22 protein-coding genes are annotated in these 25,816 nt (G+C 70.6%); 11 read left to right on the top strand and 11 right to left on the bottom strand.

Annotated elements, in window-relative coordinates:
• Positions 1 to 302: 302 nt before the first annotated feature.
• Positions 303 to 3,623, top strand: coding sequence for a PAS domain S-box protein (locus ASG59_RS13245; protein ID WP_162245455.1), 3,321 nt, complete (start codon positions 303 to 305; stop codon positions 3,621 to 3,623).
• Here ASG59_RS13245 and ASG59_RS13240 read toward each other — a convergent pair.
• Positions 3,612 to 4,571, bottom strand: coding sequence for a methyltransferase domain-containing protein (locus tag ASG59_RS13240; protein WP_056409297.1), 960 nt, complete (start codon positions 4,569 to 4,571; stop codon positions 3,612 to 3,614). The two genes, ASG59_RS13245 and ASG59_RS13240, sit on opposite strands and share 12 nt — an antisense overlap.
• 63 nt (positions 4,572 to 4,634) lie before the next feature.
• On the opposite strand from ASG59_RS13240, the gene ASG59_RS13235 reads away from it, so the two are divergent.
• From ASG59_RS13235 to ASG59_RS13225, 3 genes are read left to right on the top strand one after another with little or no spacing between them, the layout of a single operon-like run.
• On the top strand, positions 4,635 to 5,672 hold the full coding sequence (locus ASG59_RS13235) for a ligase-associated DNA damage response exonuclease (protein ID WP_056409296.1): 1,038 nt from the start codon (positions 4,635 to 4,637) through the stop codon (positions 5,670 to 5,672).
• Positions 5,669 to 7,486 carry a cisplatin damage response ATP-dependent DNA ligase gene (locus tag ASG59_RS13230; protein ID WP_056282856.1) on the top strand — a complete coding sequence of 606 codons (1,818 nt, stop codon included), beginning with the start codon at positions 5,669 to 5,671 and terminating at the stop codon, positions 7,484 to 7,486. The genes ASG59_RS13235 and ASG59_RS13230 overlap by 4 nt, the downstream gene beginning before the upstream one ends.
• Entirely contained in the window at positions 7,483 to 7,953 is a 471-nt protein-coding gene (locus ASG59_RS13225) for a secondary thiamine-phosphate synthase enzyme YjbQ (protein WP_056409294.1), read from the top strand. Before ASG59_RS13230 ends, ASG59_RS13225 begins: the two co-directional genes overlap by 4 nt.
• A 10-nt stretch (positions 7,954 to 7,963) precedes the next feature.
• Here ASG59_RS13225 and queC read toward each other — a convergent pair whose 3' ends face one another.
• From queC to queE, 3 genes are read right to left on the bottom strand one after another with little or no spacing between them, the layout of a single operon-like run.
• Entirely contained in the window at positions 7,964 to 8,668 is a 705-nt protein-coding gene (gene queC, locus ASG59_RS13220) for a 7-cyano-7-deazaguanine synthase QueC (protein ID WP_056409292.1), read from the bottom strand.
• 4 nt (positions 8,669 to 8,672) lie between these two features.
• Positions 8,673 to 9,029, bottom strand: coding sequence for a 6-carboxytetrahydropterin synthase QueD (queD, locus tag ASG59_RS13215; protein ID WP_055887867.1), 357 nt, complete (start codon positions 9,027 to 9,029; stop codon positions 8,673 to 8,675).
• 50 nt (positions 9,030 to 9,079) lie between these two features.
• Positions 9,080 to 9,712, bottom strand: coding sequence for a 7-carboxy-7-deazaguanine synthase (queE, locus tag ASG59_RS13210; protein ID WP_056409289.1), 633 nt, complete (start codon positions 9,710 to 9,712; stop codon positions 9,080 to 9,082).
• Positions 9,713 to 10,011: 299 nt separating this feature from the next.
• Here queE and ASG59_RS13205 point away from each other — a divergent pair, with 299 nt between their 5' ends.
• From ASG59_RS13205 to ASG59_RS13195, 3 genes are all read left to right on the top strand, one after another.
• Entirely contained in the window at positions 10,012 to 11,526 is a 1,515-nt protein-coding gene (locus ASG59_RS13205; protein WP_056409287.1) for a D-alanyl-D-alanine carboxypeptidase family protein, read from the top strand.
• 51 nt (positions 11,527 to 11,577) lie between these two features.
• Positions 11,578 to 12,663 (top strand): GTP-binding protein, encoded by a 1,086-nt coding sequence (locus tag ASG59_RS13200; RefSeq protein ID WP_056409285.1) that lies wholly within the window; start codon positions 11,578 to 11,580, stop codon positions 12,661 to 12,663.
• A 262-nt stretch (positions 12,664 to 12,925) separates the two neighbouring features.
• Positions 12,926 to 13,732, top strand: a complete 807-nt coding sequence (locus ASG59_RS13195) for a hypothetical protein (protein WP_156399235.1) — start codon at positions 12,926 to 12,928, stop codon at positions 13,730 to 13,732.
• Positions 13,733 to 13,746: 14 nt separating this feature from the next.
• On the opposite strand, the gene ASG59_RS13190 is transcribed toward ASG59_RS13195, so the two are convergent.
• The 5 genes from ASG59_RS13190 to ASG59_RS13170 all read right to left on the bottom strand — a co-directional run bounded on the left by ASG59_RS13190 (position 13,747) and on the right by ASG59_RS13170 (position 17,736).
• Positions 13,747 to 14,070 carry an HPr family phosphocarrier protein gene (locus tag ASG59_RS13190; protein WP_055887880.1) on the bottom strand — a complete coding sequence of 108 codons (324 nt, stop codon included), beginning with the start codon at positions 14,068 to 14,070 and terminating at the stop codon, positions 13,747 to 13,749.
• A gap of 94 nt (positions 14,071 to 14,164) precedes the next feature.
• On the bottom strand, positions 14,165 to 14,566 hold the full coding sequence (locus ASG59_RS13185; RefSeq protein WP_055887883.1) for a PTS sugar transporter subunit IIA: 402 nt from the start codon (positions 14,564 to 14,566) through the stop codon (positions 14,165 to 14,167).
• Positions 14,567 to 14,691: 125 nt separating this feature from the next.
• Positions 14,692 to 15,216 (bottom strand): hypothetical protein, encoded by a 525-nt coding sequence (locus tag ASG59_RS13180; protein WP_056409280.1) that lies wholly within the window; start codon positions 15,214 to 15,216, stop codon positions 14,692 to 14,694.
• A gap of 9 nt (positions 15,217 to 15,225) precedes the next feature.
• Positions 15,226 to 16,986: a sensor histidine kinase gene (locus tag ASG59_RS13175; protein WP_055888099.1), complete on the bottom strand. Its 1,761-nt coding sequence runs from the start codon at positions 16,984 to 16,986 to the stop codon at positions 15,226 to 15,228.
• Positions 16,987 to 17,025: 39 nt separating this feature from the next.
• The gene (locus tag ASG59_RS13170) at positions 17,026 to 17,736 is read right to left on the bottom strand and encodes a response regulator transcription factor (protein ID WP_055887887.1); all 711 of its coding nucleotides are present in this window, start codon (positions 17,734 to 17,736) and stop codon (positions 17,026 to 17,028) included.
• Positions 17,737 to 18,064: 328 nt separating this feature from the next.
• On the opposite strand from ASG59_RS13170, the gene ASG59_RS13165 reads away from it, so the two are divergent.
• The 4 genes from ASG59_RS13165 (at position 18,065) to ASG59_RS13150 (ending at position 24,660) form a co-directional block, all read left to right on the top strand.
• Complete coding sequence (locus ASG59_RS13165) at positions 18,065 to 18,856, top strand: DUF2470 domain-containing protein (RefSeq protein WP_056409278.1); 792 nt, start codon at positions 18,065 to 18,067, stop codon at positions 18,854 to 18,856.
• Positions 18,857 to 18,962: 106 nt separating this feature from the next.
• A complete protein-coding gene (locus tag ASG59_RS13160; RefSeq protein ID WP_056409276.1) occupies positions 18,963 to 21,062 on the top strand; it encodes a PAS domain-containing hybrid sensor histidine kinase/response regulator in 2,100 nt (699 codons plus the stop codon).
• 138 nt (positions 21,063 to 21,200) lie between these two features.
• Positions 21,201 to 23,006, top strand: a complete 1,806-nt coding sequence (lepA, locus tag ASG59_RS13155) for a translation elongation factor 4 (RefSeq protein ID WP_055887894.1) — start codon at positions 21,201 to 21,203, stop codon at positions 23,004 to 23,006.
• A gap of 178 nt (positions 23,007 to 23,184) precedes the next feature.
• Positions 23,185 to 24,660, top strand: a complete 1,476-nt coding sequence (locus ASG59_RS13150; protein ID WP_055887896.1) for a PAS domain-containing methyl-accepting chemotaxis protein — start codon at positions 23,185 to 23,187, stop codon at positions 24,658 to 24,660.
• Between the two features lie 167 nt (positions 24,661 to 24,827).
• On the opposite strand, the gene ASG59_RS13145 is transcribed toward ASG59_RS13150, so the two are convergent.
• Together ASG59_RS13145 and ASG59_RS13140 are read right to left on the bottom strand one after the other, a co-directional pair.
• Entirely contained in the window at positions 24,828 to 25,256 is a 429-nt protein-coding gene (locus tag ASG59_RS13145; RefSeq protein ID WP_055887899.1) for a hypothetical protein, read from the bottom strand.
• Positions 25,257 to 25,389: 133 nt separating this feature from the next.
• Positions 25,390 to 25,770 carry a hypothetical protein gene (locus ASG59_RS13140; RefSeq protein WP_055888101.1) on the bottom strand — a complete coding sequence of 127 codons (381 nt, stop codon included), beginning with the start codon at positions 25,768 to 25,770 and terminating at the stop codon, positions 25,390 to 25,392.
• Positions 25,771 to 25,816 lie beyond the last annotated feature (46 nt).

Raw genomic sequence — 25,816 nt, 5'->3', positions numbered from 1 at the left:
CGGCCGATCGGGTTAGGCCGCATGCCGAGCGACCGCGGGAGCGAGCGCCCGTCAACGGTCTGGTAGGGATCGTCGTACCTGCTAGAGCGAAGGCACCGAGGGTTGCACGGCAAGGCGCTGGCCGACCCTCATCCGAGACATCGTCCTGCGCGTACGGCCGCGCGGCACTTTCCCGGCACGACGAGGCCGTCCGGGCACCGGGGAACGACAGTGACATGAAAGCCGCCGGGCATTCTGCGGCATCCGCCGACGCCGTGCCGAGCCGGACGCCCCTGTCCGCCCGGTTCGGGATCCGGACGCGGTTGGCTCTCTTGGTAGCCGCCACGCTCGTGCCGCTGTCGGCCGTCCAGCTCAACGACCTGTACCAGCAGCGCCGGCAACGCATCGCCGCGGCGGTCGACCGGGTCCACGAGGCGGCCCAGGACGGAGTCGAGCGCTACCGCGACACCATCGACGAGGCGCGGACCACCCTCGGCCTGCTGTCGCGGGTGCCGGCGGTGGTCGAACGGGATGCGGCCACCTGCAAGACCTTCCTCGATCGGGTCCGCCTCGATCGACCGTGGGCCTCGGCCTTCTTCCTCGTCGACTCCGCAGGGCGCATCACCTGTTCGACGGTGGAAGGAACGCTGGGCCTCGATGTGTCGCAGCGCGCCTGGTACCTCAAGACGATGGCCGCGGGCGCCTTCAGCGTCAGCGACTTCTACGTCACCCTCTCCCGCAAGGCTCCCACCGTGGCTGCGGCCCTGCCGGTCGCCGCCGCTGTCGCCGGGGAGAGACCGCGGACGGTCATGGCCACGCTGGACCTGAACTGGTTCGACGACCTGGCCAAGGCGGTGGGCCAGAAGAACGACGCCACCGTCCTCCTGGTGGACGGCAGCGGACGCGGCCTCGCCCGCTACCCCTCGCTGCCCGGGATCGTCGGCCAGGACCTGTCCGGCTTCGACAACGTCAGGGCGGCCCTCGCCGTCGAGAACGGCCGTTACGAAGGGCGCGACATCCGCGGGACCGAACGCGTCTTCGGCCACAGCCGCCTGCCGGGAACCGACGCCCGCCTGATGGTCGGGCTCAGCCGGGCGACGGTCCTGGCGCCGATCGACGCGCAGCTCGTGCGCGGCGGCCTGCTGCTGCTGGCGATCTCCACCATCCTCGCAGGGGTGATCTGGCTCGCCGGCAAACGCATCTTCGTGGCGCCCCTCGTGCAGGCCTCGCAGGCCCTCAAGGACAGCGAAGCGTTCCTGCGCGGCGTCATCGATGGCTCCGGCGACTGCATCGAGGTGATCGACGCCGACGGCAACCTGGAGTTCGTCAGTCGCAACGGCCTGCGCGTCATGGAGGTCGACGATCCCGCCGCGATCCTGTGCAAGCCGTACCTCGACCTGTGGCCGGAGGCGATGCACGACGCGGTCCGGGCCAAGCTCGCAGAGGCGCGCGCCACCGGGTCGGCACGGATCGAGGGCGAGACCGTGACGGCCAAGGGCAATCCGCTCCACGTGGAGGTGCTGATCACTCCGATCGTCGATGGGAACCGCCCCACCGATCGCCTCGTGGCGATCGCCCGCGACATCACCCATCTCAAGGCGGCCGAGCGGACCGCGCGGGAGGCCGAGCGCGCCGTCCGCGAGAGCAAGGCACGCTATCGGCTGCTGGCCGACCACAGCACCGACATGATCACCCATATGGACCTGACGGGGCGGCGCCTGTTCGTCTCGCCGGGCTCGCGCGATCTCCTGGGCTACGAACCCGACGACCTCGTCGGCACGAGCCCGCAGCAGATGGTCCATCCCGACGATGTCGAGGGGCTGTCGGGCGTCTTCGCCGAACTGGCCTCCGGTGCCAGGGACCGGGTGGTGAACACCAACCGCCTCCGCCACCGGTCGGGCGAATGGGTCTGGGTCGAGGCCTCGATCAAGCTTTTGCGTAACGAGGCCGGAGCGCCGGCCGGTCTCATCGCTTCGGTCCGCAACATCATGGACCGCAAGCGCAGCGACGACGCCCTGCGCGAGAGCGAGGGGCGCTACCGCTTGCTCGCCGAGACGACGAGCGACGTGATCACCCGGATCGACGGCGATCTCCGGCGTCAATACATCTCGCCGTCGTGCGTCGCGCTGTTCGGCTGCGGCGCCGACGAACTGACCGGCGTCGACGTTCTGGAGGGCATCCACCCCGACGATCGCCAGGCGGTGCGCGACGGCGCCGGGCGCCTGTTCGCCGGAGCCGTGCCGGAAGACCGCGACGCGATCACCTATCGCATCCGGCACAAGGACGGGCACTGGGTCTGGGTCGAGAACCTCGTCAAGCTCGTGCGGGACGAGGCGACAGGGGCGCCGCAGGGCCTGGTCTGCTCCCTGCGCGACGTCTCCGACCGGCACAGGCAGGGCGAGGAACTGCGCCTCGCCAAGGAGATGGCGGAGCTCGCGCGCGCGCACGCCGATACCGCCAACGAGGCCAAGACCGACTTCCTGGCCTCGATGAGCCACGAGATCCGCACGCCGCTCAACGCGATCATCGGCTTCAGCGGTCTCATCCTCGACAAGCGCGAGTCCCTGCCCGACGACGTCCGCCGCCATGCCGAACTGGTGCAATCCTCGGGCGCGGCCCTGTTGACCGTGGTCAACGACATCCTCGACTTCTCGAAGGTCGAGGCCGGGGCGGTCGAGCTCGATCCCCGGCCGTTTCCCCTGCGCGCCCTCGTCGACAATTGCCTGTCGATCACCCGGGGCGCCCGGCGCGGTGGCGACGTCGAGATCACGGTCGACCTCGATCGGGGCCTGCCGCGCGTCCTGGTGGGCGACGAGGCCCGCCTGCGCCAGATCCTGCTCAACCTCCTCAACAACGCCCTGAAGTTCACGAAGGAGGGCTATGTCGCCCTCGTGGTTCGGCACGAGGCGAGTCTGGCCACCGGCGAGCGCCTGCGCTTTGCCGTCACCGATACCGGCATCGGCATCCCCAGGGACAAGCAGGCGCGGCTGTTCAAGCGCTTCAGCCAGGCCGACAGTTCGATCAAGCGCGACTTCGGCGGCACCGGCCTCGGCCTCGCCATCTGCCGGCGCCTCGTGGAGCTGATGGGCGGCGAGATCGGGGTGTTCTCGCAGGAGGGGCGGGGCTCGACCTTCTGGTTCACGGTGACGCTGCCGCGCGGGCGCCTCGACCTCGGCGCGGGCCCGACCGCGGGCGAGGCCGCCGCGCCGCCGCGCAGGACCGGACGCCTCCTTCTGGTCGAGGACGTGGAGATCAACCAGGAGCTCGCCCGGGTGATCATCGAGGCGGCCGGCCATACCCTCGACGTGGTCGGCGACGGTGCCGCCGCCCTCGTCGCGGTGCAGGACAACGACTACGACCTCGTGCTGATGGACGTGCAGATGCCGGGCATGGACGGCATGACGGCGACCAAGCTCATCCGCCGGATGGCCGGGCCCGGGCCGAGGCTGCCGATCGTGGCGATGACCGCCAACGTGCTGCCCGAGCAGATCCGTCGCTTCCGCGAGGCCGGGATGGACGACCACGTCGGCAAGCCGTTCAGGCGCGACGACCTCTACGCCACCATCGACCGCTGGCTGCGCGATCGCGAGCCCGGCGGCGGTCCGGGTCCCGCCGTGCCCGTCGCGAGCGCCTCACGGGCGTGAGGCCGCGCCGGGATCGGGGCGCCGGAGCACGACGACGCGGCCGGGCACGTCGGCGTCGCTTTCGCGCCGTATCGCGGCCTCCTCCGCGAGGCGCAGATCGAGACCGGCCGCCGCGATGGCCTGCGACAGCGCGCCCTCGCCGTGGGCGTAGCGCCCATCCTGCCCCAGCTCGACACCCGGGCCGGGGGGCGACTGGACGGTGAAGGCGGCGTAGCCCCCCACCCGCAGGACGCGGGCGATGGCGCAGAGGACCGCTGCCAGATCGCCGACGTAGATGAAGACGTCCGCCGATACGACGAGGTCGAAGGCACCCGCCGGTTCGGTGGCGAGAAAGCTGCGCAGGTCCCCGGCCACCAGCCGGCGATAGCGCCCGGCGCGCTCGGCGTGTGCCAGCATCCCCGGCGAGAGGTCGACGCCGGTGAGATGCGCGACCCGGCCGCCGAGGGCCTCGCCCACCAGCCCGGTGCCGCAGCCGAGGTCGAGCGCGACCGCGAACGGGGCCGCCGCCCCGGCGGCGCGGTCCAGGGCCGCCACCAGCATGGACGGACCCCGGTAGTGGAGGTCGTCCACGAGGTGGCGCTCGAACCGCGGCGCGTAGCCGTCGAACAGGGCGCGGACGTAGGCCGGGGTGATCGCCTCCATCACCGCGCCCTCGCCCATCCGCGCGAGGTGGAGGCGGGCGCCCTGCCCATCCTCCGGGTCGAGATCGAGGGCGTTGGCGTAGGCGCGCAGCGCCGCATGGAACGCGCCCTCGTCACCACCCGCCCGATGCTGCGCCTCCCTGGCACGGCCGAGCAGGAACCAGGCAGGCGCAAAGCGCGGCGCCCGTTCCAATGTCTGCTCGGCCATCTCGGCGGCGGTCGCGACGTCGCCCTCCGCGAGGCAGGCGGCACCGTAGCCGTAGCGGCGGTCGGCCAGGAGATCGCCGGACGAGGTCTGTGGGGTCATCGTGCTGGGGTCATGGGTGGGAGGGTCGCGGCCTGTTCCGGATCGCCCTACATAGCCGCGACCATGACCCCAAGCGCCAGCGATCTCCTCACCCTGACCCGCGAGGGCCTGTACTGCCCGGGCGGCGATTTTCACATCGACCCGACCTGGCCGGTGCCGCGGGCGCTCATCACCCACGGTCATGCCGACCACGCCCGGTCCGGCCACGGCCGGGTGCTGGCGACGGGGGAGACCCTGCGCATCATGGCGGTGCGCTACGGCGAAGCGTTCTGCGACACGCGCCAGGAGGCGCAGCTCGGCCAGCCGATCCGCATCGGCGACGTCACCGTGCGCTTCGTGCCCGCCGGCCACGTCCTCGGCTCCGCCCAGATCGCGGTGGAATCGGGTAACCTGCGCGTCGTCGTGTCGGGCGACTACAAGCGTGCGCCCGATCCCACCTGCCTGCCGTTCGAGGTGGTGCCCTGCGATGTCTTCATCACCGAGGCGACCTTCGGCCTGCCGGTGTTCCGGATGCCGGACACCAGGGGCGAGGTCGACAGGCTCCTGGCCTCCGTCGCGCTGTTTCCCGAGCGCGCCCACATCGTCGGGGCCTATGCGCTGGGCAAGGCGCAACGGGTGATGGCGCTGCTTCGGCAGGCCGGCTACGACGGGCCGATCCATCTCCACGGCGCCATGGAGAAGCTGACGGATCTCTACAAGCGCGAGGGCATCCCGCTGGGCGATACGCCCAAGGTGGTGGCGGCCGACCGGGCAAAGCTCCAGGGCGCCATCGTGCTGTGCCCGCCGTCCGCGATCCAGGACGTGTGGTCGCGAAAGTTTCCCGATCCGGTGACCTCCTTCGCCTCTGGCTGGATGCGGGTGAGGGCCCGCGCCCGGCAGAAGGGCGCCGAACTGCCCCTCGTGATCTCCGATCACGCCGACTGGCCCGACCTGTGCCGCACCATCACCGAGACGGGTGCGGGCGAGGTCTGGGTGACGCACGGCCAGGAGGACGCCCTGGTGCATTGGTGCGGGACGCAGGGCATCGCGGCCAAGCCCCTCCACATGCTCGGCTACGGCGACGAGGGCGAAGCCGAGCCGGCGGCCGAGGTCGCGGCATGAACGACTTCGCCCATCTCCTCGACCGGCTCGCCTACGAGCCGCGCCGCAACGCCAAGCTGCGCCTGCTGCAGGATTATTTCGCCCATGCCCCCGATCCCGAGCGGGGCTACGCGCTGGCCGCGATGACCGGCGGGCTGACCTTCCGCGAGGCCAAGGCGGGGATGATCCGCGGGCTGGTGGAGGCGCGGATCGACCCGGTGCTGTTCCGCCTGTCGTACAACTACGTCGGCGATCTCGCCGAGACCACGGCGCTGATCTGGCCGGGACCCTCGGCGGCCTCTCCTCCCCCTCGTGGGGAGACGGTGGAGGTGGGTGTGGTTCCGCTCGGCGCAGCCCGGGGGCGCTCGGCTACCCCGATCCCTCTCCACGAGGGAGAGGGGAGTCCCCCCCCGATCGGCCACAACGACCCGCCGCCCCACATCCCCACCCTCGGGGAGGTCGTCGACACCCTCGCCACGACGAAGAAGTCCGATCTCCCCGGCCACATCGCCGACTGGCTCGATGCCCTCGACGAGACCGGGCGGTGGGCGCTGCTGAAGCTCATCACCGGGTCGCTGCGGGTCGGCGTCTCGGCGCGGCTCGCCAAGACCGCGGTGGGGGCGCTCGGCGGGCACGAGGCCGATGCGGTCGAGGAGGTCTGGCACGGGCTCGAGCCCCCCTACGCGACCCTGTTCGCCTGGGTGGAGGGCAGGGGGGAACGGCCCCAGACCCTCAACCCGGCGCCGTTCCGGCCGCCGATGCTGTCGCACCCGATCGAGGAGGAGACCGATTTCGACAAGCTCGACCCGGCCGATTTCTCCGGCGAGTGGAAGTGGGACGGCATCCGCGTCCAGCTTGCGGGCGGGCGCGACGCCGAAGGCACACAGGTGGCACGCATCTACTCGCGCACCGGCGAGGACATCTCCGGTGCCTTTCCGGACCTCGCCGAGGCCATCGCCTTCGAGGGCACCCTCGACGGCGAATTGCTGATCCTGCGTGACGAGCGCGTCCAGAGTTTCAACGTCCTGCAGCAGCGGCTCAACCGCAAGTCGGTGACGGGGAAGCTGCTGGAGGAGTTTCCCGCCCACGTGCGGGCCTACGACCTTCTCACGGCCGATGGCGAGGACCTGCGCGAGATGCCCTTCACCGAGCGGCGCGCCCGGCTCGAGGCCTTCGTCGGCGGCCTCGACCACGCCCGCATCGACCTGTCGCCGCTGGTGCCCTTCGCGACCTGGGAGGACCTGGCCGCGGCGCGCGCCGATCCGGCGTCGGCCGGGGCCGGGGCGGATGCCGACGCCATCGAGGGCGTGATGCTGAAGCGGCGCACCAGCCCCTACCTGCCCGGCCGGCCCAAGGGGCCCTGGTGGAAGTGGAAGCGCGAACCGCACGTGGTCGATGCGGTGATGATGTACGCCCAGCGCGGGCACGGGAAACGCTCGTCGTTCTACTCGGACTACACCTTCGGCTGCTGGCGCACGGTGGAGGGCGGCGGCGAGGAACTGGTGCCGGTGGGCAAGGCCTACCACGGCTTCACCGACGCCGAACTGGCCAAGCTCGACCGCTACGTCCGCAACAACACGACGAAGCGCTTCGGCCCGGTGCGCGAGGTCGCCTACGGGCCGGAGACCGGGCTGGTGCTGGAGATCGCCTTCGAGGGCGTGCAGCGCTCCACCCGGCACAAGTCGGGGGTGGCCATGCGCTTTCCACGCGTCAGCCGCATCCGCTGGGACAAGCCCTCGGCGGAGGCCGACCGGATCGACGTGCTGGAGCGCATCCTGGCGCGGGGCGAGCGTGAGATCGCGCCGGGTGCCGCCATGAGCGAGGAGACGCGATGACGGGCGAGGGCAGGATCGGAGACATCACCGACTTTTCGGACGGAGCGGTCTCGCGGCAGGCGAGCGCCCGCATCGCCGTCGCGACGCCCGGTCCGGGGTTCACGGAGATCACCGAGGTGGTCGCGGCCTTCCTGGCCCGCAGCGGCATCACGCAGGGTCTGCTGACGGTGTTCTGCCGGCACACCTCTGCCTCCCTCACCATCCAGGAGAACGCCGATCCCGACGTGCGCACCGACCTGATGACGGCGCTGGACGGGCTGGCGCCACGCCACGGTGCCTATGTCCACGGGAGCGAGGGGCCGGACGACATGCCGGCCCACATCCGCACCATGGTGACCGACGCGGGCCTCGCCGTGCCGGTCGTCGGCGGCCGGATCGGTCTCGGGACGTGGCAGGGGATCTACCTGATCGAGCACCGGGATCGACCGCATCGGCGTGAGGTTCTGTTGCACGTGGCGGGTCAATGATGCCCCGGCCTCAGCCCCCGTCCGCCACGAACGTCGCATACCCCTTCGCCCGCAGCTCGCAGGCCGGGCACGTGCCGCAGCCGTAGCCCCAGTCGTGCCGGTCGCCGCGCTGCCCGAGGTAGCAGGTGTGGGTGTCCTCGACGATCAGCTCTACCAGGCCCTGGCCGCCGGTGGCCTTCGCCAGCGCCCAGGTTGCGGCCTTGTCGATCCACATCAACGGGGTCTCGAGGACGAAGCGGCGGTCCATGCCGAGGTTGAGCGCCACCTGCAGCGCCTTGATCGCGTCGTCGCGGCAATCGGGATAGCCGGAGAAATCGGTCTCGCACATGCCGCCGACGATGCGGCGCAGGTCGCGGCGATAGGCCAGGGCCGCGGCGAAGGTCAGGAAGACGATATTGCGGCCCGGCACGAAGGTGTTGGGCAACCCGTCCGCCGCCATGGCGATGGCGGTGTCGCGGGTGAGCGCCGTCTCCGAGATGGCGCCCAGCGCATCGAGGACGACCACGTGGTCGTCGCCGAGCCGCGCCGCCCAGGCCGGATCGAGGGCGGCGATGCCGGTCCGCAGCCGGGCGCGGCAGTCCATCTCGATGCGGTGGCGCTGGCCGTACTCGAAGCCCAGGGTCTCGACGCGTGGGTAGCGCGCCAGCGCCCAGGTGAGGCAGGTGGTGGAATCCTGTCCCCCCGAGAACAGGACCAGGGCGCCCTCGTCGGTCATGGCGCTAGTCGCCCTCGTATTCGGCCCAGGACATTGGCGTCTCGAACACCCGCACCGACGACAGCACCGGCAGGGACGGCTTGGTGCGATGCCAGATCCAGGCCGCGATGTGCTCGGCGGTGGGGTTCTCCAGCCCCTCGACCTCGTTGAGGCAGTAGTGGTCGAGCCGGGCCAGGATCGGCGCGAAGGCGGTCTCGACGTCGAAGAAGTCGACGACCCAGCCGGTATGGGGATCGACCGGCGCGGTCAGGGTCAGCTCGACCCGGTAGGAGTGGCCGTGCATGCGGTGGCAGCGGTGGCTCTCGGGCACGTTCGGCAGGCGGTGGGCCGCCTCGAAGGTGAAGGCTTGGGTGATCTTCATGACACGCACTCTACCTGATTCGGACGACCTGTTTCCGACCCGCCGGCCCGCTACGGAATGCCGATGATCTTGTGCGTCTGCAGCGACAGCCGCCAGCGGGCGTCGCCGCGGCAGGCCTCCACCGCCGCCCGCGTATGGGCGATGCGGTCGGGCCCGTCCATCGGCTGGAGCCAGTGATGGCGGAAGGGGAGGGCGGCGAGCGCCGCCAGATCGAACCCGGCCTGCGGATAGACCAGCTTCAGTTCGTGCCCGCTCGCCTGTACCAGCGGGTTACCGGCCTTGGGGCTGACGCAGATCCAGTCGATCCCCGCCGGCGCCGCCAGGGTGCCGTTGGTCTCCACAGCGATCTCGAAGCCGGCGGCATGGACCGCGTCGATCAGGGCGGCATCGAGTTGCAGCAGCGGCTCGCCGCCGGTGAAGACCACGTAGCGGTGGTGGTCGCCGCCGCCCCAGGTCGCGGCGATGGCCCGGGCCAGCGCGTCGGCGTCGGCGAAACGCCCGCCGCCGTCGCCGTCCATGCCGATGAAGTCGGTGTCGCAGAAGCGGCAGGCGGCATCCGCGCGATCCTCCTCCCGGCCGGACCACAGGTTGCAGCCCGAGAACCGGCAGAACACGGCGGCGCGCCCGGCCTGTGCGCCCTCGCCCTGGAGCGTGTGGAAGAGTTCCTTGACGGCGTAGGACATCGCGTTCCCGTAGAACGGTCGATATAGCCGGCCGACGTGGCCGGTCGAGTGCGAGCCCATAGACCCCGCGCGGGGCCGACGCCACCACACCCGCGCTGTGCATGGCCGCGCGGGGCGGCCATCTTCGCCATGCTCTCGCCACGGAACACGGGTTGGAGTGGCCTCGTGGCGAGTGCGGCGGACCCGTCATCGCCCCTGCGGTCACGTCCGGACGACCGGGCGGGCACGCCGCCCCATCCGAAGACCGCACGCCGCGACGGGACCGCCCCGTCGCGATCGTCCCCGTCGAGACAGGCCTGATGTCGAACCGATTCTTGAGGCGCTTCGTCCTTGGGCTCACCGCTGGGGCGGGCCTGTTCGCGCCGTGTGCGGCGCAGGCGGTCACCGCACCGATGCTGGTGGTGGACGTCGATTCGGGCAAGGTGATCCATGCCCAGGGCGCCACCGACCCGTGGTTCCCGGCTTCCGTCACCAAGCTGATGACCGCCTATGTCGCCCTCGACATGGTCCGCCAGGGCAAGGTCAGCCTCGATTCGCTGATCACCATCTCGCCCCAGGCGGCGGCCGAGCCGCCCTCGAAGATGGGCTTCAAGCCGGGCACCCAGCTCACCCTCGACAACGCCCTCAAGATCATCATGGTCAAGTCGGCCAACGACGTGGCCTACGCGATCGGCGAGAACCTCGGCGGCTCGGTCGAGGGCTTCGCCGCCGCCATGAACGAGACGGCCCAGCGGATCGGGATGCGCGAGAGCCGCTGGACCAACCCGCACGGACTGCCCGACCCACGCCAGTGGACGACGGCGCGGGACATGGCCGTGCTCGGGCGCGCCCTGATCCGGGACTTCCCCGATTCCCGCCCGCTCTTCTCCATCAGCGCCATCCAGTTCGGCCGCTCCGTCATGGCCAACCACAACGGCCTGCTCGGGCGCTACGCCGGCACCGACGGCATGAAGACCGGCTTCATCTGCTCGGGCGGCTTCAACGTGGTGGCGAGCGCCACCCGCAACGGCCGGCGCATCATCACCGTGGTGATGGGCCAGCCGAGCGCGCGCGAGCGCGACATCAAGGCGGCGGACCTGTTCGACTACGGCTTCACCCAATCGCCCGGCTGGGGGGCCGCGACCCTCGAGACGCTGCCGACCTCCGCGATCTCCGAGCCGCCGGACATGCGCCCCTACATCTGCGACCGCCGCAAGCCGATGCCGGTGGACTCCGGCCAGGCCGCCGTGGTCGCCGGCGGCGCCGCCGACCAGGCCAACACCCAGTTGATGGCCTCGGTCTCGCCGCTCCCGGCCGCCCTCGCCTTCGCCACCATGAACAGTGCCGCCCTGCGCAACCGCGCGCTGCCCCCGCGCGCGCCCCTGCAGCCGATCCTGGTCTGGATCGGCCGCGATCCCGCCGAGGGCGCCATCGCCCTCAGCCAGCAGGAGGACGCGGACAAGGCGGAGAAGGCCGCCGCCCGCACCGCCAAGCTGGAGGAGGCCAAGGCCAAGCGCGAGGCGGCCCGCGAGGCCAAGCAGGCGAAGACCCGGGCGACCCAGGACAAGCCCGCTTCGAGCACGGCGAAGGCGACCGTCAAGACACGGCCCGGAACGCCCGCGTCCGCCAGCGCCTACACCGCGGTGGAGACCACGCCCGTCCTGGCGGGCGGCGCGAAGGTGAAGGCAGAGGCCGTCAAGCCGGCCAAACCGAATGCGGCCAAGGCGACCCCGGCCAAGGCGACCCCGGCCAAGCCGGCTGCCAAGGCCGGCGACAAGAAGCCCGAGAAACCGGGGACGACCAAGGCCGCCGCCGGGCGCGGCGCGCGCGACTGAGCGCCCGGGCGCGGGTGACGGGGGCGGGAAAACCAGCGTAAGGCGATCCGCATGACAGACGCGCGCCGCCCGGACCCGATCCCGCTCACCGTCCTCACCGGCTTCCTCGGAGCCGGCAAGACGACCCTCCTGAACCGCCTGCTGCGCGACCCGGCGCTGGCGGACACGGTGGTCATCGTCAACGAGTTCGGCGAGATCGGGCTCGACCACCTCCTGATCGAATCGGTCGACCAGGACATGATCCTGCTCGGCGCCGGCTGCCTGTGCTGCACCGTGCGCGGCGACCTCATCGCCACCCTCGAGGACCTTCTGCGCAAGCGCGACAACGGCCGCGTCACGCCGTTCCGCCGGGTCGTCATCGAGACGACGGGGCTGGCCGACCCCGCGCCGATCCTGCACGCACTGATCTACCACCCCTATCTGGTGATGCGGTACCGGCTGCAGGGCGTCGTCACCGTGGTCGATGCCGTCAACGGCGAGGCCACCCTCGACGCCCATCCCGAGGCCCTGCGCCAGGCGGCGGTGGCCGACCGGATCGTCGTGGCCAAGGCCGATCTCGCCCGCGATGGCGGGGCGGCCCTGCGCGGGCGGCTCGCCGCCCTCAACCCCGGCGCCGGCATCCACGGGGGCGACGTCGCCGCGGCCGATCTTCTCGGAGGGCTGTTCGGCGTCGAGGGCAAGAGCGCGGACGTGCGCGCCTGGCTCGGTGCGGAGGCGGTGGACCACCACCACCACCATCATGGGCACCACCACGACGTGAACCGCCACGACGCGGCGATCCGTGCCTTCACGCTGACGAGCGAGACACCGGTGCCGCGCCTGGCGTTCGAGATGTTCCTCGACCTGCTGCGCTCGGCCCACGGCCCCAAGCTGCTACGCCTGAAGGGATTGGTCGGACTCGCCGATTCGCCCGATCGCCCCGTCGTCGTCCACGGCGTCCAGCACATCATCCATACCCCCGTGGTCCTCGAGGCCTGGCCGGATGCCGACCGCCGCTCCCGTCTCGTCCTGATCGTGCGCGACCTCGACGCCGCCTTCGTCCAAAGTCTGTGGGACGCCTTCCTCGGCCGTCCGCGCCTCGACGCGCCGGACGTGGCGGCGCTCACCGCCAACCCCCTGGCGATCCCGGGCGGCTGAAACGGCCTTCGGCGGTCCCGGTCCCGGTCGGCGGCAAGCCGGCATCGATCTTGGTACGCGGGTGGTGACGGACGCGCCGTGACGGCGGTGGCGTCCCGGATCGAGACATCCCGCCCGGGATCAGGACGAGTGCATGCGACACAGGTTCAGGGTGATCCAAGGCGGCATCAGGCAAGGTGGCCTCGGGCAAGGCGGCACCGGATCGCCGCGGCCGGAGGCGGAGCCCGTCAGGCCCGGGCCGGACACCTGGTCGGTTGAGATCGTGAAGGCGTCGGCGGTCACCGACGAGCGGGTGGTGGCCTGGCGCGACCTGCTCGCGCGCATGGGCGTGCCCACGCCGGTCTTCGCCGATCCCGACTACCTGCTGGCGGCGGCGCAGCATCAGGAGCGCGGCGTCGAGCCGGCGTTCGCCTTCGCTCTCGCCGGGTCGGCCGGACGGACCCGCATCGAGGGCGTCGTCGGCCTCGTCATGCCGTCGGCCGTGTGGGGGCGTGGCCGTGTCCGGCCGTGGCAGCCGCCGGGCCTGACCCTCGCCCCGACCGTCCATCCTGCCCATGCCGCCGCCGTCGCGCAGGCCCTCGACGAGGGCCTCGTCGCCCTCGGAATGCGCCTCGACCGCTCCGGTGCCGAGATCGAGCCGGCCGCGTCGCTGCTTGAACGAACGATGGCACCGTTGCGCGCGGCCGTGAGCGCCCGCCGCGATATCCCGGCGGGAAATCTCCTTGGTATCCGGCCCCCGAATGCCATCGGCCGCGACCGGTCGGAGATCGAGCGGGTGGTCGAACCCGGCCGCATCCGCGATGCCGTCGAAGACTTCCTCGGCCTCGACGCCCGCGTGTCGGCGCGACCGATCCTCGACGATCCCTCGCAGGCGATCATGGTGCGTGTGGTGACCCGCCGCTTCGGTCGGCGCGGCGAGGCCTGCGTCGACCTGGTGAGACGGTCGGGACGCCTCGTCGCGGGCCGCATCCACTTGGGAACCGGCGCCGGCGCGGTGCTGTGGAAACAGGCGGAGGATCGGCGCAGCGTCGTCGCCGCGGTGCCGAAGGACGACCGTATCCGCGGCTGAGCCGCGGGGCGGGGCTACTCGTCCTCGCCGAACCGGTTGGCGAGGAGGGCGACGATCGCGTCCATGCAGGCGCGGGCGTCCGGCCCCACCGAGGTCACCGCGATGGTCGTCCCCTGGGCCGCGCCGAGGGTGAGAAGGCCCATGATCGAGCGACCGCCCACGGTCTCGCCGGACCGCGTGACCGTGACCTGGGCGTCGTAGCGCTCGACGGTCTGGACGAACTTAGCGGAGGCGCGCGCGTGCAGCCCACGTCGGTTGATGACAGGAACGACCTCCAGCAGTCCGCCCTCGGGCACCGGTGGGAGATCGTCGTCCTCGGCCTCGAAGGTCTCGCTCATCGGGTGCGGGCCGCTTCCTCGGTTCGGCGCGGTCGCTTCGGCCACGCTCTCATGATGGAACCGTGGTTAAGCCCTTCCCGCGTCCGGCGAAAGCTCATTTTCCCGCAAGGACCCGCGAGGCGACGTTGATGTACTTGCGCCCCGCCTCCTGGGCGTGGAGCACCGCGTCCCCGAGGGTCTCCTCGTCGCGGACGCTGGCGAGCTTGATCAGCATGGGAAGGTTGATGCCGGCGACCACCTCGACGCAGCCGCCGCTCATACAGGACAGGGCGAGGTTCGACGGCGTGCCGCCGAACATGTCGGTGAGCACGACGACGCCGTTGCCGGTGTTGACCCGGCCCACCGCCGACATGATGTCGAGGCGGCGGGTTTCCATGTCGTCCTCGGGGCCGATCGTGATCGTCTCGATCTGCTTTTGAGGACCCACGACGTGCTCGAGCGCGGCTTTGAACTCCGTCGCGAGCAGCCCGTGGGTGACGAGCACCATTCCAATCATCGACGCATGTTCCAGCGCTCTCGAGAAGCCGCTGCCATTTTGTGCAGCGCAATGTCGTGCGCAAGACGGTCGCGACGTTTTGTACGGCACAACGTCACGATCATGCCATGGTGGATGTGCCGAGGCTACGGGTCGCCGTCATGCCACGCTGCGAGAATCGGCAGGTGCGTCTGCGCCGCAACGCACACGGCCTGCGTGTCGAGGGCGTCGAAGACCAGCCGGACCCCGAGACCGCTCCGCAGGAGCCCCGGTCCGAGGGTGAGACGGGGCAGGGCGACGTCGAGGAGGGTGACGCGATCCGCGCCGTGCTCGGGCAGGCGTTCGTCATCGCGTCCCAGATCGACCACGAGGCGCACAACCGCCGCGTCGTGCGTCGCAGCGAGGCGCCGGATGCCGTGGCCGCGAACCTCGGCGAGCCCCGCCAGATCCGGATGCGGACCGGCGACGAGGCGCCCATGGTGTCGTTCGAGCCGGATGCGGTCGTCGCCCACGAGACCGGCATGGATGCCGCCCATCGCCGCCCGATCGATGAGCGCCAGGGCGAGGGCGGTCTTGCCCGTCCCCGATTGGCCCCTGATCAGAACGCCGGCCTCGCGGATCGCCACGGCCGTCGCATGCACGGTCTCACGAAGGGGCGAGGCGACCGGCATCGGCCGCGATCAGCGCAGCGACGGCAGGCGCACGATGAAGCGGGCGCCGCGGATCGTGGGCTCGCCGTCCTCGTCGGCGGGGCCGGGCCGGTTCTCGGCGCGGATGGTGCCGCGATGGGCCTGGACAATCTGGCGGGAGATCGACAGCCCGAGGCCGGAGTTCTGGCCGAATCCCTGCTCGGGGCGGTCGGTGTAGAACCGCTCGAAGATCCGCTCCAGCGCGTCCTGGGGAATACCCGGGCCCTCGTCCTCGACGATCATCTCGACCTCGCCCTTCACGCGGCGCAGGGCGACCCGGACCTTGGCGTCGGGGGGGGAGAACGAGCGGGCGTTGTCGAGGAGGTTGTTGATCACCTGCCCGAGCCGGCTGTCGTGGCCGAAGATCATGAACGGCGCCTCGACGTCGCCGGGCGGCGCGTCGACGTCGAACTGGATGAAGGCGTCCTTGGCGCGCTTGCGCTCGTTGGCCACCGAGACGACGGTGGTGAGGAGCTTGCGCAGGTCGACCCGTCGCGCCTCGGCCCGCGCCAGTTCGGCATCGAGGCGTGAGGCGTCGGAGATGTCGCTGATCAGGCGGTCGAGGCGCTTCACGTCGTGCTGGATGATCGCCAGGAGCCGCCCGCGCGACTCGTCGCTGCGTGCCAGCGGCAGGGTCTCGACGGCGCTGCGCAGGGAGGTGAGCGGGTTCTTGAGCTCGTGGCTGACGTCGGCGGCGAAACTCTCGATGGCGTCGATACGGCGGTAGAGGGCCTGGGTCATGTCGCGCAGGGCGCCCGAGAGGTGGCCGATCTCGTCGGTGCGGCCGGTGAAGTCCGGGATCTCCTCGCGCGACTTGATCCCCAGGCGCACCTTCTCGGCCGCGTCGGCCAGGCGCCGGACCGGGCCGGCGATGGCACCGGCGAGCAGGATCGAGAGCACCAGCATCACCAGGGCGGCGATGAGGAAGACCTGCAGCAGGCCGAACCGCTCGGAGGCGATCACCCGGTCGATGTCGCCCCCTTGCGTCGAGAGCATCAGGGCGCCGCGCACGACGCCGCCGCGCTGGATCGGCACCGCCACCGAAACGATGGTCTCCGTCGCCCGGTTGCGGCGGACCACGGTGCCGCGCGACCCTGCAAGGGCGACCTGGACCTCCTTGAGGGATTGGCCATTGGTCGGCCCGGCCTCGTCGGGCTGCGCCGGGGGGTCTCCCAGGACCGCGCCGAAGATCTTCGCCTGGACGAAGTCGTAGGCCTGTTCGAGCACGTTGCGGCGATGCCGCGGCAGGCCGTCGGCGCGCCCGATCTCGCCGCGGGCCGACAGCGTGCGGGTGTCGAACAGGAGGCCGCCGTCCTGGTCGTAGACGCGGGCGCGGTTTCCGGTGGGCGTCACCAGGCGGCGCAGCAGCGGCGCCACCCGTTCCGGGTTGAGGGAGAAGGTCAGCGGCGAGGGGTTCTCCTCGCGCAAGGATCCGGGCTCGCCCGCCTGGAGCTGCAGGAGCTTGTCGGGATCGATCCGGATGGCGTCCGTCTCCACGGAGGCCGAGGAGGCGATCGCGCCGGCGATGATCTCGCCCTGGATCAGCAGGCTCTGGACCCTGGCCTGGATCAGGCCCTGTCGGAACTGGTTGAGATAGAGGAAGCCGAACAGGAGGGCGAAGAGCCCCACGAGATTGAGGACGACGATGCGCCGCGTCAGGCTCGAGGAGGCCCTCTGCCCGATCCCGCGCCACAGCAGGCGCGGCCACGCCAGCAGGCCGCGCGGGGGGATGTTCTCGTCGGAGGGAGCCACGGTGGTCCGGGTCGGCACGAATCGAAGGGGCGGCGCGCCTCAGCTTTCCTTGAAGCGGTAGCCAACGCCGTAGAGGGTTTCGATCATGTCGAAGTTGGTGTCCACCACCTTGAACTTCTTGCGCAGCCGCTTGATGTGGCTGTCGATGGTGCGGTCGTCGACGTAGACCTGGTCGTCGTAGGCGGCGTCCATCAGGGCGTTGCGGCTCTTCACGACGCCGGGGCGATGCGCCAGGGCCTGCAGGATCAGGAACTCGGTGACCGTGAGGGTCACGGGCTCGCCCTTCCAGGTGCAGGTGTGGCGCTCGGGGTCCATCATCAGGAGGCCGCGCTCCAGGGAGCGGGCGGCGGCATCGGCCTCGCGGGCGGCCGCACCCGGGCCGTCCTTGGGCGCGAACCGGCGCAGGACCGCCTTGACGCGCTCCACCAGCAGGCGCTGCGAGAACGGCTTATGGATGAAGTCGTCCGCGCCCATCTTGAGGCCGAACAACTCGTCGATCTCCTCGTCCTTCGAGGTGAGGAAGATGACCGGCAGGTCGGATTTCTGCCGCAGGCGGCGCAGCAGTTCCATGCCGTCCATGCGCGGCATCTTGATGTCGAAGATCGCGAGGTCCGGGGGCGAGTGCTTGAGCCCGTCGAGGGCCGAGGCGCCGTCCGTATAGGTCTGGATGCGGTAGCCTTCCGTCTCCAGCGCGATCGAGACGGAGGTGAGGATGTTGCGGTCGTCGTCGACGAGGGCAATGGTCGGCATGGCGTTCCCTATTGCTCGGATGCGGCCCACGGGCCCGTCACGAGCCAGCGCCTCCGCATCCGGCCCTGGCGAAAGGGTCCGGCAAAACGCGGTCGCGGCCGTGTCCGAGACGGGCCGCATTCGCGCGGAGAGTCATCCCCTGTAGCCGGTGCGATCTAAAAAAGCGAGCGGTCGTGGTAGCTTGACCGTAAGGGGCGGGATATTCCGCAGGCGGCCACCCCGTGCCGCGAGCCCTCCGGCGAAGAGGTCGCGGGGCGTGACCCCGTGACGTGGGAGCCGCCCGGGCTATGCTCACCTTACCCGCCGCACTCGAGGAATTCGATCCGCCATGGCCAGCGACGAGACCCCACCGCCCCTCTCCGAGCCGCGCCGCGGCCCCGCGCAACCGCTTCCGGCCTCGGAGGCGCCGTTCGACGCCATCGGGCTCGCCCGGCATCTCCTGCGGACCGTCCGCTCGGGCGCGCTCGCCACCCTCGATCCGGATGACGGCACCCCCTTCGCCTCGCTGGTGACGATGGCCACCGACGTCGACGGGACGCCTCTGATGCTGCTCTCGCGCCTGTCCGGCCACACCCGCAACCTGCTCAAAGACCCGCGCGCCTCGCTCCTGTTCAGCGCCGGCGGCAAGGGCGACCCCCTGGCCCATCCGCGCCTGACGGTGACCGGCCTCGTGCGCCGGACGGAGGAGGCGCGGGCGCGGGAGCGCTTCCTGATGCGCCACCCCAAGGCCAAGCTCTACGCCGATTTTCCCGACTTCGCGTTCTTCGCCCTGGAGCCCACCGCCGGCCACCTCAACGGGGGATTCGCCAAGGCCGCGACCCTGACCAAGGCCGAACTCCTCCTCGACCTCTCGGGGTGCGAGGCGATCGTCGCCGGCGAGGCGGGCGCCGTCTCCCATATGAACGCCGACCACGCCGATGCCCTGGCGGCCTATGCGGGCGACGCCACGGCGAACTGGCGGCTGACCGGGATCGACCCGGAGGGAATGGACCTGCTGGCCGGCGACCGCACCGCCCGCATCCCCTATCCGAGCCCGGTGCGGGACATGGGCAGCCTGCGCAAGGTCCTGGTGGAGATGGCCGCCTCCGCCCGTGCCGGGGCCGGCGGGCCGGCCGCCTGACAGCACGACCAGCGGCCGGCGCCGCTACGCATTCGAAACGACTGAGCCGCTAGGATCGGGCCGCGGGCCCGATCGCCCGCGGTCGGTTCCATGCGTGCGGATTGTCATGAGTCGGTTGCGTGAAGGCGGTTCGCCCGGAACCCTCCTGCGGTCCGTCAAGATCGGGTTCGCCCGCGCCTGGAGCCGGGCCGTCGCCCGGATCCTGCCGGGGAGCGCCGCCGACCCGAGCTCGGCCGAGGAAGCGCGCCTGCGCCTCTCGACCATCGTCGCCATCGCCGCCGCCGAACGAGGCCGGTCGGCCCCGGACGGGGACGGCCCCCGGCTGCAGGTGGCGCCGGAGCGGGTCGTCGCCCAGGGCATGACCGACGTCGTCCTGCTGCGCCGTTCCGGCGAGCCCGCCACCTACGCGACCCCCTCGTTCGCGCGCCTGTTCGGTGCCGGCAGCGACGCCACCGTCCTGCGCGCGCGCGTCCACCCGGAGGACCTCGCGGCCTTCGACGCGGCGGACGCGGCCGTCGAGGCGACCGGCCGCAGCGTGGTCCTCGCGGTGCGCATGCGCCATGCCGACGGCCACTGGATCTGGGTCGAGGCCGTCAACGACCCCGTGGCCGATGGCGTGGCCGAGGGCGGCCCCACCATCCTGTCGTGCCTGCGCGACGTCACCGAGCGGCGCAACCAGTCCGACGAGTGGCGCATGGCCCGCGATGCGGCCGAGCTCGGCCGGGCCAGGGCCGAGAACACCACCCGCGCGAAATCCGAGTTCATCGGCCTGATGAGCCACGAGATCCGCACGCCGCTCACTGCCATCCGCGGCTTCATCGACCTCCTCACCGACGGCGGCCCGCTCGAACCGCAGCAGCGCCGCCACCTCGCCCTCGTCGAGGCCGCCACCGAGACCCTGCTCGTGGCGGTGGACGACATCCTCGACTACGCGAAATCCGAGACCGGCGACCTGCGGATCGAACGGCGCAGCTTCGCCCCGGTGGCCGTGATCGCCGGCGTCGTCGACCTCGTCCGCCCGGCCGCCGAGGGCAAGGGCCTGATCCTCGACACCAGCTTCGGCCACGACCTGCCCGCGCAGGTGACGGGCGACGAGCGCCGCCTGCGCCAGATCCTCCTGAACCTCCTCAACGACGCGGTCGGCGTGGCCCAGGCCGGAACGATCCGCCTCTCGGTCCTCGGCCCCCGCCTCGGGCAGGGGGCGGACGTGCTGCGCATCGCCATCGTCGCGACGGTCCCCGACCAGAGCAACGTCACGGTGCTGCCACGGGCGGCCCTCATCGACGGCGGCGGCCTCGGCCTCGCCATGGCCCAGCGCTTGATCGGGCTGATGGGAGGGCGCCTCGACCGGACGACCCGGCCCGGCGAGGCGGCCGCCTACCGGTTCTCCGTGGTGCTGCCGGCATCCCTCGAAGCCGAGCCCGCCCCGGCGGCGATGGACGTGGCCTTGACGCGCCCCACCCGCGTGCTCCTGGCCGAGGACGGCGCCATCGACCAGGAGGTGGTGCGGGCGATGCTCGAACGGTCCGGCTGCGTCGTCGACGTCGTCGGCGATGGCCTGGCCGCCGTGGAGGCGGTCCAGGCCCGGACCTACGATCTCGTGCTGATGGACATGGTGATGCCGGTGATGGACGGCTTGACCGCCGCCCGCCGCATCCGCGCCCTGCAGCATCCCTCTCGCCGCGTGCCGATCCTCGCCCTGACCGCCGACGTGATGCCCCAGCGGGTGCGCGCCTTCACGGAGGCGGGAATCAACGACCACCTCGCCAAGCCGTTCGACCGCGCCTCCCTCGCCGAGGCGGTGGCGCGGCAGCTCTCCGCCTTTGTCCTCCTGGATGCCGGTGAAGGCGGTCAGCGCCCGAGCCGGCCGGCGGTGTTCGAGCGGGCCTGCTACGATAGCCTGCGGTCCGAACTCGGCCTCGCCGCCGCCCAGGGCACCCTGCGCGCCTTCATGTCGCTCCTGGAGACCGCAGGCGATGCCGCGAGCTCGGCCCGGGAAGCGCAGACCATCGCTGTGGCCGCCGCCCGCCTCGGCTTCCTCGACCTCGCCAACGCCTACGGACGGCTCGCCGCCGCGGCCGAGGGGCCTGAGTCGACGGCGGCGCAGCGGCGCTGCTCCATCGCCCGCGATCTGGCCAGGCGCACCTTCGGCGAACTCACGTCCCTGCAGAGCCCCGACGTCTCCTCCACCGTCGCGCTGCTCTGACCGGCGCGACGCCACGCTCGCTTGGCGCTGGCGGGCGGCACTGCTATCTCGCGGGTCCGTTCCTAGAAGCCGACAGACCGTGCGCCGGGCCCTCGCCTCAAGCCGACGGGCCGCGCCGCGCCGGAGAGCCAATTCTCGATGACGACATCCCCCATCGACAACATCCGCAACTTCTCCATCGTCGCCCATATCGACCACGGTAAATCGACCCTGGCCGACCGGCTGATCCAGACCACCGGTACCGTGGCCCTGCGCGACATGAGCGAGCAGATGCTCGACTCGATGGACATCGAGAAGGAGCGCGGCATCACCATCAAGGCGCAGACCGTGCGCCTCGAATACAAGGCCGAGGACGGCAAGGACTACATCCTCAACCTGATGGACACCCCCGGCCACGTCGACTTCGCCTACGAGGTCTCGCGGTCGCTGGCCGCCTGCGAGGGCTCGCTGCTGGTGGTGGACGCCTCCCAGGGCGTCGAGGCGCAGACGCTGGCCAACGTCTACCAGGCGCTCGACGCCAACCACGAGATCGTGCCCGTCCTCAACAAGATCGACCTGCCCGCCGCCGAGCCCGAGCGCATCCGCGCCCAGATCGAGGAGGTCATCGGCATCGACGCTTCCGAGGCCGTGGCGATCTCTGCGAAGAGCGGGCTCAACATCGAGGCGGTGCTGGAGGCCATCGTCAAGCGCCTGCCGCCGCCCAAGGGCGACCGCGACGCGCCCCTCAAGGCCCTACTGGTGGACAGCTGGTACGACGTCTATCTCGGCGTCGTGGTGCTGGTCCGCATCGTCGACGGCGTGCTCAAGAAGGGCATGAACATCCGCATGATGCGGGCCGACGCCGTGCACGGCGTCGACAAGATCGGCGTGTTCCGGCCGAAGATGGCGGACATCGCCGAACTCGGCCCCGGCGAGGTCGGCTTCTTCACCGGCTCGATCAAGGAGGTCGCCGACACCCGCGTCGGCGACACCCTCACCGAGGACAAGCGCCCCTGCAAGGAGATGCTGCCGGGCTTCAAGGACGTGCAGTCGGTCGTCTTCTGCGGCCTGTTCCCCGTGGATGCCGCCGAGTTCGAGACCCTGCGCAGCGCCATGAGCAAGCTGCGCCTGAACGATGCGTCGTTCTCCTACGAGATGGAGACCTCGGCGGCGCTCGGCTTCGGCTTCCGCTGCGGCTTCCTCGGGCTGCTGCACCTGGAGATCATCCAGGAACGGCTGGAGCGCGAGTTCAACCTCGACCTCATCTCGACGGCGCCCTCCGTCGTCTACCGCCTGCAGATGACCGACGGCACGGTCAAGGAACTCCACAACCCGGCCGACATGCCGGACGTGATGAAGATCACGGCCATCGAGGAGCCGTGGATCCGCGCCACGATCCTCACGCCCGACGAGTATCTCGGCGGCGTGCTCAAGCTGTGCCAGGACCGGCGCGGCACCCAGGTCGACCTCAACTACGTCGGCAAGCGCGCCATGGTCGTCTACGACCTGCCGCTCAACGAAGTGGTGTTCGATTTCTACGATCGCCTGAAGTCGATCTCGAAAGGCTACGCGAGCTTCGACTATCACATCTCCGATTACCGCGAGGGCGACCTCGTGAAGATGTCGATCCTCGTCAATGCCGAGCCGGTGGACGCCCTCTCGATGCTGGTCCACCGCACCCGCGCCGAGCATCGCGGCCGGGCGATGTGCGAGAAGCTGAAGGACCTCATCCCACGCCACCTGTTCCAGATCCCGGTCCAGGCGGCGCTCGGCGGCAAGATCATCGCCCGCGAGACCATCAAGGCCCTGTCCAAGGACGTCACCGCCAAGTGCTACGGCGGCGACATCTCGCGCAAGCGCAAACTCCTGGACAAGCAGAAGGAGGGCAAGAAGAAGATGCGCCAGTTCGGCCGTGTGGAAATTCCGCAGGAGGCCTTCATTGCGGCGCTGAAGATGGACGATTAGCCAGCGTCATATATCGATTGTATATTTTATACTTTAGGCTGTACAAATCCGATATAGAACTCTCGAATTGTTCATCGACGCGGACAAATTGGTTATATCTTTCGAAAAGCGGCAATTTTAATCGAATTTTATCAATGACGAGATAGGATTGCCCAGTGCCGCTCCTGGGTTGTCCAACATGTCGCTCAATATCCTGTCCGATTCCGCGGTTCTGCGTGCGCTCGACAAGTCGCTCGGGCGGATCGAATTTTCGCTCGACGGGCGCATCCTGCGGGCCAACCAGCCCTTCCTCGACGTGATCGGCTATCGCCTCGACGAGATTGAGGGGCGGCCGCACGCCATGCTGGTCCCCGAGGCCGAGCGGGACAGCGCCGAGTACCGGGCCTTCTGGGAGCAGCTTCGCCAGGGCCAGTTCCAGTCGCGCGAGTTCAAGCGGGTCGGCAAGGGCGGGCGGACGATCTACATCCAGGCGTCCTACAACCCGGTGCTCGATCGCCGCGGGCGTCCGGTCAAGATCGTGAAGTTCGCCACCGACATCACCGCCCAGAAGGCCCGCGACGCCGTCTATCAGGGGCAGATCGCGGCGCTCGACCGGTCCCAGGCGGTCATCCATTTCACCCTCGACGGCACCATCACCGACGCCAACGAGAACTTCCTGTCCACCATGGGCTACCGGATCGAGGAAGTCCGCGGCCGTCACCACAGCCTTTTCGTCAGCGAAGCCGAGCGCGATAGCCCCGCCTACGCGGCCTTCTGGGCGGCGCTCGCCGAGGGCCGCTATCAAGCCGGCGAGTTCCAGCGCCAGGCCAAGGACGGCCGCGTCGTGTGGATCATGGGTGCCTACAACCCGATCCTCGACGCGGAGGGCCGGCCTTCCTCGGTCGTCAAGTTCGCGACGGACGTGACGCAGCAGGTGAACGACCGCATGCGCCGGATCGCCGGCCAGAAGGTCATCGACGGCGACATCGAGGCGATCACCCACGCGATGTCCGACGTGGCCGTCCGCGCCCAGAAGACGACGGACAGCGCCGTCGAGACCTCCGGCAACGTCCAGGCCATCGCCGCGGGGGCCGAGGAGTTCGCCGCCTCCATCGAGGAATTGAGCCGGCACGCCACGGAGGCGAGGACCGCGGCGGACGATGCCGTCGTGCGCGCCCGCGAAGCCAATGGCATCATCTCGGGCCTGACGACGGCCGCCGACAGGATCGGCGAGGCCGTGAGCCTGATCCGCTCCATCGCCGACCAGACCAACCTCCTGGCACTCAACGCCACCATCGAGGCGGCGCGGGCCGGCGAAGCGGGACGGGGCTTTGCCGTGGTCGCCACGGAGGTGAAGGCGCTCGCCGCCCAATCGTCGCGGGCGACCCAGGAGATCGGCACCCAGATCGGCGCCGTGCAGGCGGCCACGGACCAGGCCGTCGACGCGATCACGGCGATCACCGCGACCATCGCGCATCTGAGCGAGATCTCGCTGAGCGTGTCCTCGGCGGTGACCGAGCAATCCGCCGTCACCCGCGACATGTCCCTGAACATGCAGAACGCGGCAAAGAGCGTACAGCTCGTACGCGAGAGCATGGAGGGCATCTCGCAGACCGCCGGAGAGATCGACGCCTCGGTTCGCCGGGTCGCCGTCTCGGCGAGGGCCCTGGCCTGAGACGGTTCCCGCTCGAATCGAGCCGGAACCGCATCGCCGAGCCCGCACGGCCCGTGAGCGAAGCCCGTTTCCGCACCACGACGTGATCGACAGGACACCGTACGACGCGGCTCGCGGTCTACCCGACCCCCGGGCCGCTCCCGCCGCGTCGCGGATCGCTTCCCGCTCTACTCGTCGGTGCCCTTGCCGCTCGCATCGGAGGCGGCGCCATCGCGTGGTTCGGCGTTGGCGACCGCCGTGCGTTCGAGGAACGGCTTGAGCCGGTCGGCCAGCTGCTGCCCGAGGTGCCTGGCGTAGGCGTTCTTGAAGAAGCGGTTGCCGGTGCCGCGCCCGTAGAGCCGGTCGTGCGCGCCGACCATGGCGTCGACCTCCGGACGGCACAGGAAGCCGGTGACGCTGGCCGCCTCGTACCAGCGTCCGGCCCGCGCGAAGGCCATGCTGCGCGGGTTGGCCGCCACGGTCTCGGCGAAACAGGCGGTGGCCGCCTGCTCCAGGGGAAGCAGCATCTCGTGCGCGCTACCGGGAACCCGAGGCCCCGCCTGCACCGGCGGCGTGAGAGCGACGACGGTCACAAGGCTGAGCAGCACGGCTTTCATCGGGGAAGGCCTCAGGCATGGCTAAGATCGGTGCCACCCGAGTATTCACCAGGGAATCCGGCCGGAACAGGGCCGAACGACGAGATCGTGATGCCGGGTCGCGCCTGTGACGCCGGGGGCACAGATCGCGGGGCTAGCCCCGGCGTTCGGCGTTCCAGCGACCCGTGCAACGGACTGGTCCGTTTGTGGTCCAGGTGCCGTTGCCCAAGCCCTCACGTCCGAGGCGGCCGACGACGCTGGCGCTGTCCGACCCGCGCGCGATCACCGCCTTGACGCTGCCGTTGCCGGAGACGCGTCCGCGCACGTCGAAGTCGTCGCCCGCATAGCTCGCCTGCCCGCGATCGATCTTCACGCCGTAGCGATAGGCGCGGTCGCAGGGGCCATCCTCGGTGATGACCTCGATGCTCCAGCTGCCGTCGTAGCGGTCGGGGACGGCAACCTTCTTGGCGGCCACCGGCCCCGTTGCGGCGACCGCGATGGCGGAGGTCAGGGCTGCAAGGCTCAGGAGACGCATCGTCATGTCCTCGATCCGTGTTGGTGGACCCGGGAAACCGCCAAGC

Origin of the sequence: Methylobacterium sp. Leaf466, assembly GCF_001425565.1 — a bacterium.
Classification (GTDB): domain Bacteria; phylum Pseudomonadota; class Alphaproteobacteria; order Rhizobiales; family Beijerinckiaceae; genus Methylobacterium.
Note: the sequence above shows the minus strand (reverse complement) of the source record. Positions and strands in the feature narration are given on the sequence as shown.

Bases quoted from the DNA above. Each gene is read 5' to 3' on its own strand.
- ASG59_RS13240 (WP_056409297.1), bottom strand. From the start codon at position 4,571: ATGACCCCACAGACCTCGTCCGGCGATCTCCTGGCCGACCGCCGCTAC.
- ASG59_RS13235 (WP_056409296.1), top strand. From the start codon at position 4,635: ATGACCCCAAGCGCCAGCGATCTCCTCACCCTGACCCGCGAGGGCCTG.
- ASG59_RS13230 (WP_056282856.1), top strand. From the start codon at position 5,669: ATGAACGACTTCGCCCATCTCCTCGACCGGCTCGCCTACGAGCCGCGC.
- ASG59_RS13225 (WP_056409294.1), top strand. From the start codon at position 7,483: ATGACGGGCGAGGGCAGGATCGGAGACATCACCGACTTTTCGGACGGA.
- queC (WP_056409292.1), bottom strand. From the start codon at position 8,668: ATGACCGACGAGGGCGCCCTGGTCCTGTTCTCGGGGGGACAGGATTCC.
- queD (WP_055887867.1), bottom strand. From the start codon at position 9,029: ATGAAGATCACCCAAGCCTTCACCTTCGAGGCGGCCCACCGCCTGCCG.
- queE (WP_056409289.1), bottom strand. From the start codon at position 9,712: ATGTCCTACGCCGTCAAGGAACTCTTCCACACGCTCCAGGGCGAGGGC.
- ASG59_RS13205 (WP_056409287.1), top strand. From the start codon at position 10,012: ATGTCGAACCGATTCTTGAGGCGCTTCGTCCTTGGGCTCACCGCTGGG.
- ASG59_RS13200 (WP_056409285.1), top strand. From the start codon at position 11,578: ATGACAGACGCGCGCCGCCCGGACCCGATCCCGCTCACCGTCCTCACC.
- ASG59_RS13190 (WP_055887880.1), bottom strand. From the start codon at position 14,070: ATGAGCGAGACCTTCGAGGCCGAGGACGACGATCTCCCACCGGTGCCC.
- ASG59_RS13185 (WP_055887883.1), bottom strand. From the start codon at position 14,566: ATGATTGGAATGGTGCTCGTCACCCACGGGCTGCTCGCGACGGAGTTC.
- ASG59_RS13180 (WP_056409280.1), bottom strand. From the start codon at position 15,216: ATGCCGGTCGCCTCGCCCCTTCGTGAGACCGTGCATGCGACGGCCGTG.
- ASG59_RS13170 (WP_055887887.1), bottom strand. From the start codon at position 17,736: ATGCCGACCATTGCCCTCGTCGACGACGACCGCAACATCCTCACCTCC.
- ASG59_RS13165 (WP_056409278.1), top strand. From the start codon at position 18,065: ATGGCCAGCGACGAGACCCCACCGCCCCTCTCCGAGCCGCGCCGCGGC.
- ASG59_RS13160 (WP_056409276.1), top strand. From the start codon at position 18,963: ATGAGTCGGTTGCGTGAAGGCGGTTCGCCCGGAACCCTCCTGCGGTCC.
- lepA (WP_055887894.1), top strand. From the start codon at position 21,201: ATGACGACATCCCCCATCGACAACATCCGCAACTTCTCCATCGTCGCC.
- ASG59_RS13150 (WP_055887896.1), top strand. From the start codon at position 23,185: ATGTCGCTCAATATCCTGTCCGATTCCGCGGTTCTGCGTGCGCTCGAC.
- ASG59_RS13145 (WP_055887899.1), bottom strand. From the start codon at position 25,256: ATGAAAGCCGTGCTGCTCAGCCTTGTGACCGTCGTCGCTCTCACGCCG.
- ASG59_RS13140 (WP_055888101.1), bottom strand. From the start codon at position 25,770: ATGCGTCTCCTGAGCCTTGCAGCCCTGACCTCCGCCATCGCGGTCGCC.